Source organism: Streptomyces sp. NPDC003247 (assembly GCF_042888135.1).
Classification (GTDB): Bacteria; Actinomycetota; Actinomycetes; order Streptomycetales; family Streptomycetaceae; genus Streptomyces.
In genome coordinates this window covers 24,793-36,669 of the sequence record NZ_JBIAPF010000017.1, presented here as the reverse complement: position 1 = coordinate 36,669, position 11,877 = coordinate 24,793, and the positions used below count along the sequence as shown (strand labels likewise).

Sequence of the window (11,877 nt, the reverse complement as noted above, 5' to 3'; positions counted from 1 at the left end):
TGGCCCCTCCCCTGTTCCCGCTCCTCCCGGTCCGATGAGCGTCGGCGTACTGATCCGGCGTCCGGTGCGCGGGGCGACGGCGCTGCGCGGCGGGCGCCTGTGGCGTCCGACGCCGTACCAGGTGTGCGGGTTCCTGTTCTGGCTGGTGGTGTCGCTGGCGTTCTGGCGGGTGCCGCTGTGCTGCGACGCGGGCCAGCACGCGGCGGTCGTCGAACGGCTGAGGGCCGACCTCCTCCGGCCGCGCCATCCGACGGCGGACCTGCCGGGGGCGGGCAGCCCCTACTACTCGCCGTACGCGGTGGCCGAGGGCGCCTTCGCCCGGCTGACCGGTCTGCGGGGCTGGGAGGTGCTGCGGGTCGCGGGGCCGGTGAACCTGCTGGTGCTGCTGACCGGGATCGGCCGCTTCACGCGGGTGCTGACGCCCCGGCCGTGGGCGCCGGTGTTCGCGCTGGGCGCGATGACCCTGCTGTGGGGCACCGAACGGGCCTGGTGGAGCGGCTACCTGGGCCTGATGTCGATGACCGGCAACCTCGGCTACCCGTCGACGTTCGCCATCGGGCTCGCCTTCTGGGCGTGGGCGCTGACGGGGGCACGCGCGCGGGACGCGCGGCGGGTGCGGTTCGTGGGGCCGGGCGGGCTGCGCGGCTTCACCGGCTACGCGGCGGTGGGCGCGCTGTACGGGGTGGTCCTGCTGGTGCATCCGATCACGTCGGTGGCGGCGGTGACCGGGGGCGCGGCCCTCGTCCTGGGCCGGCAGCGGCGGTGGCGGCCGGCGGTGGTGCTGCGGTGGGCGGCCGCGGGCGCGGCGGCGCTGCTCGTCGCGGCGTCCTGGCCGTACTTCGACGTGTTCGCGCTGGCCGGGGACGGCAGCGTGGACGCGATGCACCGGCGGCTGTACGAGGGGCTCGTGGACCACTTCGGGCTGGCGCTGCTGGGGCTGCCGGCGCTGTGGCTGCGCGGGCGGGCCTCGGCGCGCGATCCGCTGGTGCTGATGTTCGCCGCGGACTGTCTGGTGGTGGCGTACGGCTGGGTCAGCGGTCACTACACCTACGGGCGGATCCTGGGGCTGACGCTGGTGGCGCCGCAGTTCGCGCTGGCGGTGGAGCTGGCGGCGCCCCGGCCGTGGGGCGCGGGGCGGCGGGTGCTGGGGGCGGCCGCGGCGGGCGCGGCCTGCCTGGGTTTCCTGACCGTGCACGCCGGGGCGGTCGTACCGCGCTCGCTGGATCCGGTCGGCTTCGCGCAGCCGCCGCGCTGGCCCGCGTACGACTGGGCCGCGCCGTACATCCGGCCCGGCGAGGTGGTGATCACCGACGGCTACTACGCCGTCCACGCCATCGCCGGGTACGGGCCGAACCTCGCCGCGCCCGCCTGGCCGGACGCGGCGGTCGGGGAGGGGGAGCGGCTGCGGCGGCTCGCGGACGTCCGCGCCTACCTCTCCCCGGCGTCGACCCGCGCCGAGCGGTCGGCGATCGTCCGCCGCCACCGCGTCCGCTGGCTGCTGCTCACCCGCCGGCAGCGGGTGCCCGAGGAGGCGGTGGTGGTGGCGTGGAGCCGACGGACGGGGGAGGTGCTGGCGCGGGTCGGGTGAGGCGCCGCGATTCCCGGCGCCTCACCGTGTACTCGCGGCGGTCACCGTGTACTCGCGGCCGTCACCGTGTACTCCCGGCGGTCGCCGCGGCCGTCACCGTGTACTCCCGGCCGTCACCGTGGACTCCCGGCCGTCACCGTGGGCTCCCGGCCGTCACCGTGGGCTCCCGGCCGTCACTCGATGACGAGGTCGACCTCGATGTTGCCGCGGGTGGCGTTGGAGTAGGGGCAGACCTGGTGGGCCTGCTCGACCAGCTTGCGGCCGGTCTCCTCGTCCACGGTGTCCGGCAGCTCGACGCGGAGGGTGACCTTGAGGCCGAAGCCTTCGCCCTGCTTGCCGATGCCGACCTCGGCGGTCACCGCGGCGTCGCTGACGTCGGCCTTCGCCTGGCGGCCGACCAGTGCGAGGGCGCTGCCGAAACAGGCCGCGTACCCGGCGGCGAAGAGCTGCTCGGGGTTGGTGCCCTGGCCGTTGCCGCCGAGCTCCACCGGCATGGCCAGCTGGAGGTCGATCCTGCCGTCGGAGGAGACGGTGCGGCCCTCGCGGCCGTGGGTGGCGGTGGCGACCGCGGTGTAGAGCGCGTCCATGGAATGAACCATCCCTTACGGAGATCGGTGTCGGGGGTGGCCGGCCCTCGCGCGGTGGCGTCCGGGCCGTCCCACGAGAAGTGAAGCACACAATCAAATTGTGCACAACTAAATGGCCTCCAAGAGCTACCCTGGAGCCATGACCCCGCTCCCGCCGCCCGACACCGGCGCTGCCGCCGCCCCCGAGGAGAACTGGCTCCGCCTGGACCGCCAGATCTGCTTCTCCCTGCACGCCGCCTCACGCGCGTTCAACGGCGTCTACCGCGTGATCCTCAAGGACCTCGGGCTGACCTACCCCCAGTACCTGGTGATGCTGGTGCTCTGGGAGGAGGGCGAGCTGCCCGTCAAGAAGCTGGGCGAACACCTGCGGCTGGACTCCGGCACCCTCTCGCCGCTGCTGAAGCGGCTGGAGTCGGCCGGCCTGGTCCGGCGGGAGCGCAACGCGCGCGACGAACGCTCGGTCGTGATCCGGCCGACCGAGGAGGGCACGGCGCTGCGCGAGCGGGCCCTGCGGGTGCCGCGCCGGATCGCCGGCGCCACGGGCTTCGACCTGGAGGAGATCCGCGAGCTGCGCGAACGCCTCGACCGGCTCACCGATGCGCTGGACGCGGCGGCGGTGGCGGCGGACGCCGACGGCGAGGAGGGCCGCGACCAGCCGGTGCGGTAGGGCCGGCCGCCTGTTTGACTGTGAGACGACGCGCGGCCGAGGAGGGGGAGGCACGGATGACCTGGTTGATCACGGGCGGCGCCGGCTACATCGGGGCGCACGTCGTACGGGGCATGACCGAGGCGGGCGAGCGGGTGGTGGTCTACGACGACCTGTCCTCGGGCGTCGCCGAGCGCGTCCCTGCGGGGGTGCCGCTGGTGGCGGGCTCGACGCTGGACAAGGCCCTGGTGGCCCGCACCCTGGCCGAGCACTCCGTCACCGGCGTCGTCCACCTGGCGGCGAGGAAGCAGGTCGGGGAGTCGGTGGAGCGGCCCCTGCTCTACTACCGGGAGAACGTGGAGGGGCTGCGCGTCCTGCTGGAGGCGGTCACCGAGGCGGGCGTCCCGTCGTTCGTCTTCTCCTCCTCCGCCGCCGTCTACGGCATGCCGGACGTGGACCTGGTCACCGAGGAGACGCCCTGCGCCCCGATGTCCCCCTACGGCGAGACGAAGCTGGCCGGCGAGTGGCTGGTCCGCGCGACCGGCCGGGCCACGGGCCTGTCCACGGCCTCCCTGCGCTACTTCAACGTGGCCGGCGCGGCGAGCCCCGACCTCGCGGACACCGGGGTCCTCAACCTCGTCCCCATGGTCTTCGAACGGCTCACCCGGCACGCCCCGCCGCGCATCTTCGGCGACGACTACCCGACACCCGACGGCACCTGCGTCCGGGACTACATCCACGTCACCGACCTGGCCGAGGCCCATGTCGCCGCCGCCCGCGCGCTCCAGGCGTCGCCCGGCCACTCCCTCACCCTGAACATCGGCCGGGGAGAGGGCGTCTCCGTCCGCGAGATGATCGACCTCGTCAACGCCGTCACGGGCTACGGCCGCCCGCCGACGGTCACCCCGCGGCGCCCCGGCGACCCGGCGCGCGTGGTCGCCTCCGCCGACCGCATCGCCACCGAACTGGGCTGGCGGGCGAAGCACGACGTCCAGGACATGATCGTCTCCGCCTGGGAGGGATGGGTGCGGCTGCATCCGGAGGCGGCTCGGGCGTAGGCCTCGGGTGGGGCCCTCGGGCGCAGGCGGGAACGGCGGGACACGGGCCCCGCTCCCTCACAGGGCCTTGATCGCCTCCGCGGTCGCGCGCGCCAGGGCGTCCAGGTACCCCTTGGGCAGCTTCGGGGCGCGGATCACCACCGAGCGCCAGTACAGCGGCCCCGAGATCAGGTCGAGCGCCAGTTCGCCGTCGAGTCCCTCGCGCACCTCGCCGCGCCGGGCCGCCGCCGCCACGATCTTCAGCGCGACCCCCTCCTGCCCGTCCCGGAGCGCCTTCTGCATCGCCTCGGCGATCTCCGGGTTGCGGGCCGCCTCGGCCTGGAGGTCGGGGATGATCTGCGAGGCGACCGGATGCCGCAGCGCCCGGGACGTCACCTCGTACAGCAGCCGCAGGTCCCCCTCCAGGCTCCCGGTGTCCGGGGCCGGCAGTCCCTGCACGGCGATCGCCGAGACGACGTCCAGCACCAGGTGCAGCTTGGAGCGCCAGCGCCGGTACACCGCGGTCTTGCCGACACCGGCGCGCCGGGCGATGCCCTCGATGGACATCCGCGCGTAGCCGACGGTCGCGAGCTCCTCGAACACGGCCGCCCGGATGGCCTCCGTCACGTCCTCCCGGAGCACGGCCGCTCCGGCGGGGGTCCGGCGGCGCGGACGCGTCTGGGGACCGTCGGCGTTCGTCGTCATGCGGACAGCATAGGGCGTTGCGACGATACGGGCCCGTCCCCACGCGCCCTCCACGCCCCTCCTCACGCGCCCTCCGCGCCCCTCCTCACGCACCTCCCCCCCCTCCCCCACGCGCCCGCCGCGCCCCCTCCCCCGCGCGGCCCGGCGGGACGGCGCCGCCGTGACGACGAAACGGTTGCGTTCCGACGCCCGCTCGCCTTACGCTCACGTTGCGACGATACGGTCCCGTCCCGACGTAAGAGAACGTGAAGAGAAGCGTAAGAGAACGCCGGGCGACGACGGGCGCACGCCGGACGCACGCACCCCACCCCCCGAGTGAAAGCAGCGGATGTGAGCCAGGTCCTCCACACACCGCCCCCGACGCGGCCCGAGGTCCACGAAGACCTCGCCGCTCTCGCGGCCCGGCACGGCCTCTCGGTCAGCGGCGCCCGCCCGTCCCTGCCGCAGTACGTCCGTCAGCTGTGGGACCGCCGCCACTTCATCAGCGCGTTCGCCACCGCCAAGCTCACCGCGCAGTACAGCCAGGCGAAGCTCGGCCAGGTCTGGCAGGTCATGACCCCGCTGCTGAACGCGGCGGTCTACTACTTCATCTTCGGCGTCCTGCTGGAGACCAAGGACGGCGTGCCGGACTTCATCCCGTTCCTGGTCACGGGCGTGTTCGTGTGGACGTTCACCCAGAGCTCGATCATGACCGGCACCCGGGCCATCTCCGGCAACATCGGCCTGGTACGGGCCCTGCACTTCCCGCGCGCCGCCCTGCCGATCTCCTTCTGCCTCCAGCAGCTGCAACAGCTGCTGTTCTCGATGGCCGCGCTGGTGGTCATCCTGCTGTGCGTCGGCGTCCCGCCCGCCGTCTCCTGGGTGCTGGCGGTGCCCGCCCTGGTGCTCCAGTTCGTCTTCAACGCCGGCGTCTCGATGATCCTGGCCCGCCTCGGCGCCAAGACGCCGGACATCGCCCAGCTGATGCCGTTCGTCCTGCGCACCTGGATGTACACCTCGGGCGTGATGTGGAGCATCGACAACCTGCTCAGCCAGCACAGCGACCTGCCGCCCTGGATCGCCGACCTGCTGCGCGCCAACCCGGCCGCCATCTACATCGACCTGATGCGCTTCGCGCTGATCGACACGTTCACCGCGAGCCAGCTGCCCCCGCACGTGTGGGCCTGGGCGGCCGGCTGGGCCCTGCTCGCCGGCGTCGGCGGCTTCATCTACTTCTGGAAGGCTGAGGAGACGTACGGCCGTGGCTGACACCGCAGGACTCACCGAGCCGACACCGACCGGCGGGCACGTCCCCGCGGGTGAGCGCGTCCCCACCGTCGTCGCGGACGGCGTCGACATCGTCTACCGGGTCAACGGCACCGGCGCCGGACGCGGCTCCGCGACCGCCGCCCTCAACCGCATCCTGCGCCGCAAGCAGACCGAGAAGGCGGCGGGCGTCCGCACCGTGCACGCCGTCAAGAACGTCTCCTTCGTCGCCCACAAGGGCGAGGCGATCGGGCTGATCGGCACCAACGGCTCCGGCAAGTCGACCCTGCTCAAGGCGGTCGCCGGCCTGCTCCCCGTGGAGCGCGGCAAGATCTACACCGACGGCCAGCCCTCCCTCCTCGGCGTCAACGCGGCGCTCATGGGCGACCTGACCGGCGAGCGCAACGTCTACCTCGGCGGCCTGGCCATGGGCATGTCCCGCGAGCAGATCAAGGAGCGCTACCAGGAGATCGTCGACTTCTCCGGCATCAACGAGAAGGGCGACTTCATCTCCCTGCCCATGCGCACCTACTCCTCCGGCATGGGCTCCCGGCTGCGCTTCTCCATCGCCGCCGCCAAGGACCACGACGTCCTGCTCATCGACGAGGCGCTGTCCACCGGCGACGCGCGCTTCCAGACGCGGTCGGCGGAGCGCATCCAGGAGATGCGCCGGCACGCCGGCACCGTCTTCCTCGTCAGCCACAGCAACAACACGATACGCACCACCTGCGACCGGGTGCTGTGGCTGGAGCGCGGCGAACTGCGCATGGACGGCCCCACGGAGGAGGTCATGCAGGCCTACGAGGCGTTCACCGGCGACAAGCCGAAGAAGAAGCCGCGCCCGAAGCCGGCGTAGGTCCCGTCGGACGTGAGGGCGCCCCCCCGATACCTCGGGGGGGCGCCCTCACGCGGTGCGGTCACGCCCTACGCATGCGTCCGCAGCAGGGTCCGCATCGTCCGCATCGCCACCGACAGGTTGGCCAGGTCGAACGTCTCCGACCCCTGGATCTCCTCCAGGGTGACGCGCGCCCGCCCCAGGATCGCCGCGTTCTTCTGCTCCCAGGCCGTGAACCGCTGCTCGGGCGTCGAGGTGCCGTTGCCGACGGACAGGATGTCCGCGGTCAGCGCCGCGTGGGCCGCGTACAGGTCCTCGCGGATGGAGGCGCGGGCCATGGACTGCCAGCGGTCGGCGCGCGGCAGCTCGATGATGCGGTCCATCAGCTGGGTGATGTGCAGCCGGTCGGCGAGGTCGTAGTACACCTCGGCGACGTCCAGCGGGTCCTTGCCCGTGCGGTCGGCCACCGACACGATGTCGAGCGCCGGGAACGCCGACGAGAACCCGGCCACCCGGGTGGCGAGCTCGTCGGGCACGCCGGCGCCGGTCAGCTCGTCGTGGATCATCTGCCACCACTCCAGGTCCGCACCCCGCAGCAGCTTCGTCAGCTGCGACCAGACCTGCTCGACACGGTCGGCGAAGAACTCCACCGTCTCGGCGAGCTGAAGCGGCTGCGGCCGGTTGTTGAGCAGCCAGCGCGTGCCGCGTTCCACCAGACGGCGCGAGTGCAGGCGGATACGGGTCTGGACAGCCGCCTCGACCTTGTTGTCGAGGTCCTCCACCGCGTCCCACACGGGAGCCGAACGGAAGATCGCCCGGGCCGCGGTCTGCGCCCGCACGATCTCCTCCAGCGAGGCGCCGGTCTCCTCCCGCAGCCGGTGCAGGTAGGTCGTACCGCCGGTGTTGACGGTGTCGTTGACCAGGACGGTCGTGGTGATCTCGCGGCGCAGCGGGTGGTTGTCGATGTGCTCGGGGAACCGCTCGCGCAGCGCGCTGGGGAAGTAGGCGTACAGCAGGGTCCGCAGGTAGGGGTCGTCGGGCAGCGAGGTGTGCAGCAGCTCGTCCGACACCGTGATCTTCGTGTACGCCATGAGGACGGCCGTCTCCGGCCCGGTCAGGCCCTGGCCGGCGGCGAGGCGCTCGCGGATCTGCCGGTCGGCGGGCAGGAACTCCAGCGCCCGGTCGAGGTGGCCCTCGCGCACCAGGTGGCGCATGAACCGCTGCTGGGCGTGGAGCATGTCCTTGGACTGGGCGAGGGCGTTGGCGATCGCCGTGTTCTGCGCGTAGTTGTTGCGCAGGACGAGCCGGCCGACCTCGTCGGTCATCTCGGCGAGCAGCTTGTTGCGCTGCTTGACGGTCATGTCGCCGTCGGCGACCACGCCGTTGAGCAGGATCTTGATGTTCACCTCGTGGTCGGAGGTGTCCACGCCCGCGCTGTTGTCGATGGCGTCCGTGTTGATCCGGCCGCCGCGCCGGGCGAACTCGATCCTGCCGAGCTGGGTCAGGCCCAGGTTGCCGCCCTCGCCGACGACCTTGACGCGCAGGTCGGCGCCGTCGACGCGGATGGCGTCGTTCGCCTTGTCGCCGACGTCGGCGTTCGACTCGGTGGACGCCTTGACGTAGGTGCCGATGCCGCCGTTCCACAGCAGGTCCACCGGCGCGGCGAGGATCGCCCGCATCAGGTCGGCCGGGGTCAGCTTGGTGACGCCCGCCTCGATACCGAGGGCCTCGCGGACGTGCGCGTTGACCGGGATCGCCTTCGCCGTACGGGGGAAGACGCCGCCACCGGCCGACAGCAGGGCGGTGTCGTAGTCGGCCCAGCTGGAGCGGGGCAGGTCGAACAGGCGGCGGCGCTCGGCGTACGACGTCGCCGCGTCCGGGTTCGGGTCGATGAAGATGTGCCGGTGGTCGAAGGCGGCGACCAGGCGGATGTGCTCGGACAGCAGCATGCCGTTGCCGAACACGTCACCGGACATGTCGCCGATGCCGACGACCGTGAAGTCCTCGACCTGCGTGTTCACGTCCAGCTCGCGGAAGTGCCGCTTCACCGACTCCCAGGCGCCGCGCGCGGTGATGCCCATCGCCTTGTGGTCGTACCCGGCGGAGCCGCCGGAGGCGAAGGCGTCGCCGAGCCAGAAGCCGTACGTCTCGGCGACCTCGTTGGCGATGTCGGAGAAGGTGGCGGTGCCCTTGTCGGCGGCGACGACCAGGTAGGTGTCGTCCTCGTCGTGCCGGACCACGTCCGCCGGGGGCACGACCTCGCCGGCGACCATGTTGTCGGTGATGTCGAGCAGGGCGGAGATGAAGGTCCGGTAGCTGGCGACGCCCTCGGCCATCCAGGCGTCGCGGTCCACGGCCGGGTCGGGCAGCTGCTTGGCGACGAAGCCGCCCTTGGCGCCGACCGGCACGATGACGGTGTTCTTCACCATCTGCGCCTTGACCAGGCCGAGGATCTCGGTGCGGAAGTCCTCCCGCCGGTCGGACCAGCGCAGACCGCCGCGCGCGACCTTCCCGAACCTCAGGTGCACACCCTCCACGCGCGGCGAGTACACCCAGATCTCGAAGGCGGGGCGGGGCGCCGGCAGGTCGGGGATGGCCTGCGGGTCGAACTTCATCGACACGTAGCCGTGCGGTGTGCCGTCGTCGGTCCGCTGGAAGAAGTTGGTGCGCAGGGTCGCCTTGATGACGGTGAGGAAGGAGCGCAGGATGCGGTCCTCGTCGAGGGAGGCCACCTGGTCGAGGGCGGCCTCGAGCTCCTCCTGGAGGGCGTCGACGAGCTCGTGCCCGGCGCGCTGCCGGTCCGGCGACATCCGCGCCTCGAACAGGGAGACCAGCAGCCGGGTGGTGTGGACGTTGTTGCGGAGGGTGTCCTCCATGTAGTCCTGGCTGAAGGTGGAGCCGGCCTGCCGCAGGTACTTGGCGTACGCGCGCAGCACCATCGCCTGCCGCCAGTGCAGGCCGGCGCTCAGCACCAGGGAGTTGAAGCCGTCGTTCTCCGCCTTGCCGGTCCAGGTCGCGGCGAACGCCTCCTGGAACCGCTCACGGCCGTCGTCCCCGAGGTGGTCGCCGTTGCCGCCGCCCAGGGAGCGCGGGATGCGCAGACCGAAGTCGTAGATCCAGGCGACGCTGCGGTCGGCCAGGCGCAGTTCGTAGGGCCGCTCGTCGATGACCTCGACGCCGAGCCGGTTGAGGACCGGCAGCACGGCCGACAGGGAGATCGCGTCGCCCTTGCGGTAGATCTTGAAGCGGCGCTCGTCCGGTCCCGCGCCCACCGGCTCGTACAGGCTGAGCGCGAAGTTCCGTTGCTCGTCGAGGCGTTCGAGGTGGACGAGGTCGGCGACCGCGGAGCGCGGGATGTGGTCGGCCTTGTAGCCCTCGGGGAAGGCGTTGCCGTACCGGCGCAGCAGCTCCGCGGCCCGCTCCTCGCCCAGTTCGGCGTTGAGCGCCTCGGAGAACGCGTCGGCCCAGGACCGGGCCGCCGCCACCAGCCGGGCCTCGATGCGCTCCTTGTCGCCGTCGGACAGCTCGGGCAGCTCGGTGCCCTGCGGGACGCGGACGACGAAGTGCAGGCGGGAGAGGATCGACTCGGTGTTCCAGGCGGTGAAGTCGACGCTGATGCCGCCGAGTTCCTCCTTGAGGATGTCGATGATCCGCAGCCGGACACCGGTGGTGTAGCGGTCGCGGGGCAGGTAGACGAGCGCGGAGTAGTAGCGGCCGTACTCGTCCTGCCGCAGGTAGAGGCGGAGCCTGCGGCGTTCCTGGAGGTAGAGGACGGAGGTGACGATGGACCGGAGTTCGCCCACCGGCGTCTGGAACAGCTCGTCGCGCGGGTACGTCTCCAGGATCTGGAGCAGGTCGCGGCCGTCGTGGCTGTGGGGCGAGAAGCCGGCGCCCGTCAGGACGGCGTCGACCTTGCGCCGGACGACCGGCACGCGCAGCACCGACTCGGTGTAGGCGGCGGAGGAGAACAGGCCGAGGAAGCGCCGCTCCCCGACGACGTTGCCGTCCGCGTCGAACTTCTTGACGCCGACGTAGTCGAGGTAGGACGGCCGGTGCACGGTGGCGCGGCTGTTGGCCTTGGTCAGCACGAGCAGCTTGTGCTCGCGCGCCTTGGCGCGGGCGTCGGCCGGGAGCCGCTCGAAGGAGGGGCTCACGGGGTGGGTGTCGCCCTCGGCGTGGTGCGGGTCGGAGCGCAGGATGCCGAGGCCGGTGCCGGGGACGGCGGCGAGGGAGTCGTCCTCCCGCAGCTGGTACTCCCGGTAGCCGAGGAAGGTGAAGTGGTCGGCGGCCAGCCAGCGCAGCAGCTCGCGGGCCTCCTCGACCTCGGGCCCGGGCAGGTCGCCGGGGACGGGCTCGTCCTCGAGCCGGTCGGCGACGCGCAGGGCCGCGTCCCGCATCTTCTCCCAGTCCTCGACGGCCTCGCGGACGTCGGACAGGACGCGCAGCAGGTCGGCGGTGATCTGCTTGAGGTCGGCGCGGTCGGTCTCGCGGTCCGTCTCGACGTGGATCCAGGACTCGACGTGCGCGTCGTGCGGCAGGCCCTCGGCGGGCGGTGCCGTGAGCACCTCGACGAGCTTGCCGGTGAGGTCGCGGCGGACGACGACCTGCGGGTGGATGACGAGGTGGATGCCCCGTCCCTGCCGGGTCAGCTCGTTCGTCACCGAGTCGACCAGGAAGGGCATGTCGTCGGTGACGACCTCGACGACGGAGTGGGAGCAGGTCCAGCCGTTCTCCTCGACGGTCGGGGTGTGCACGCGGACGTTCGCGGTGCCCTGCGGGCGGTTCTCGGCCAGCCGGTAGTGGGAGAAGGCGGCTCCGAAGATGTCGACCGGGTCGCGGCCGGTGAGGTCTTCCGGGGCGGTGTGCAGGTAGTAGCGCTGGAGGAACGACAGCACGGCGTCGCGGTCCGGGATCCCCGGAGTGCCCTCGTCCGTCGTCCCGGTCGGTAGGTGCCCCCCGACCGGGCTGTTCTCAGCGACCAGGGCCGCCCTTTCGAGCAACTCGGCCTTGGCTTCGTCCAGCTTGGTCTGCATTGTCCTCTGACTCCTGTCGCGCGCCGTTGCGTGACGTAGAAGGAAGTACGGTCTCTTCCCCTGCGGCTCGACGCCACGTCCCGGGGTCTCCGGTCTGCTCCGACGCTATGCCGCAAGGGGAGATGAGCGGGGCGTTATCAGCCATTCTCGACGCCGCTCCGGGGTGTGACGCTGATCTCCGCGCCACCTGCGCCCGGGGTG

At 72.1% G+C, this 11,877-nt stretch carries 8 protein-coding genes; 5 read left to right on the top strand and 3 right to left on the bottom strand.

What is annotated here, in order from left to right; translation table 11 throughout:
- Positions 1-34: 34 nt before the first annotated feature.
- Entirely contained in the window at positions 35-1,588 is a 1,554-nt protein-coding gene (locus tag ACFYWQ_RS38455) for a hypothetical protein (RefSeq protein WP_389523811.1), read from the top strand.
- Between the two features lie 173 nt (positions 1,589-1,761).
- On the opposite strand, the gene ACFYWQ_RS38450 is transcribed toward ACFYWQ_RS38455, so the two are convergent.
- On the bottom strand, positions 1,762-2,175 hold the full coding sequence (locus tag ACFYWQ_RS38450; RefSeq protein ID WP_389523808.1) for an organic hydroperoxide resistance protein: 414 nt from the start codon (positions 2,173-2,175) through the stop codon (positions 1,762-1,764).
- A gap of 139 nt (positions 2,176-2,314) precedes the next feature.
- Here ACFYWQ_RS38450 and ACFYWQ_RS38445 point away from each other — a divergent pair, with 139 nt between their 5' ends.
- On the top strand, positions 2,315-2,842 hold the full coding sequence (locus ACFYWQ_RS38445; protein WP_389523805.1) for a MarR family winged helix-turn-helix transcriptional regulator: 528 nt from the start codon (positions 2,315-2,317) through the stop codon (positions 2,840-2,842).
- Positions 2,843-2,898: 56 nt separating this feature from the next.
- Positions 2,899-3,879, top strand: coding sequence for a UDP-glucose 4-epimerase GalE (galE, locus tag ACFYWQ_RS38440; RefSeq protein ID WP_389523802.1), 981 nt, complete (start codon positions 2,899-2,901; stop codon positions 3,877-3,879).
- Positions 3,880-3,936: 57 nt separating this feature from the next.
- Here galE and ACFYWQ_RS38435 read toward each other — a convergent pair whose 3' ends face one another.
- A complete protein-coding gene (locus ACFYWQ_RS38435) occupies positions 3,937-4,563 on the bottom strand; it encodes a TetR/AcrR family transcriptional regulator (protein ID WP_389523800.1) in 627 nt (208 codons plus the stop codon).
- A 330-nt stretch (positions 4,564-4,893) separates the two neighbouring features.
- Between ACFYWQ_RS38435 and ACFYWQ_RS38430 the strand changes: the two genes are divergently transcribed.
- Together ACFYWQ_RS38430 and ACFYWQ_RS38425 are read left to right on the top strand one after the other, a co-directional pair.
- Positions 4,894-5,811 (top strand): ABC transporter permease, encoded by a 918-nt coding sequence (locus ACFYWQ_RS38430; protein ID WP_389523798.1) that lies wholly within the window; start codon positions 4,894-4,896, stop codon positions 5,809-5,811.
- Positions 5,804-6,664 (top strand): ABC transporter ATP-binding protein, encoded by an 861-nt coding sequence (locus ACFYWQ_RS38425; RefSeq protein ID WP_389523795.1) that lies wholly within the window; start codon positions 5,804-5,806, stop codon positions 6,662-6,664. Before ACFYWQ_RS38430 ends, ACFYWQ_RS38425 begins: the two co-directional genes overlap by 8 nt.
- A gap of 68 nt (positions 6,665-6,732) precedes the next feature.
- Here the strand turns inward: ACFYWQ_RS38425 and ACFYWQ_RS38420 are convergent, their stop codons facing one another.
- Positions 6,733-11,676: an NAD-glutamate dehydrogenase gene (locus tag ACFYWQ_RS38420; RefSeq protein WP_389523794.1), complete on the bottom strand. Its 4,944-nt coding sequence runs from the start codon at positions 11,674-11,676 to the stop codon at positions 6,733-6,735.
- Between the last annotated feature and the right edge of the window lie 201 nt (positions 11,677-11,877).

Excerpts from the sequence above, each read along its gene's own strand:
- ACFYWQ_RS38455 (WP_389523811.1), top strand. The coding sequence starts at position 35 with ATGAGCGTCGGCGTACTGATCCGGCGTCCGGTGCGCGGGGCGACGGCG.
- ACFYWQ_RS38450 (WP_389523808.1), bottom strand. The coding sequence starts at position 2,175 with ATGGACGCGCTCTACACCGCGGTCGCCACCGCCACCCACGGCCGCGAG.
- ACFYWQ_RS38445 (WP_389523805.1), top strand. The coding sequence starts at position 2,315 with ATGACCCCGCTCCCGCCGCCCGACACCGGCGCTGCCGCCGCCCCCGAG.
- galE (WP_389523802.1), top strand. The coding sequence starts at position 2,899 with ATGACCTGGTTGATCACGGGCGGCGCCGGCTACATCGGGGCGCACGTC.
- ACFYWQ_RS38435 (WP_389523800.1), bottom strand. The coding sequence starts at position 4,563 with ATGACGACGAACGCCGACGGTCCCCAGACGCGTCCGCGCCGCCGGACC.
- ACFYWQ_RS38420 (WP_389523794.1), bottom strand. The coding sequence starts at position 11,676 with ATGCAGACCAAGCTGGACGAAGCCAAGGCCGAGTTGCTCGAAAGGGCG.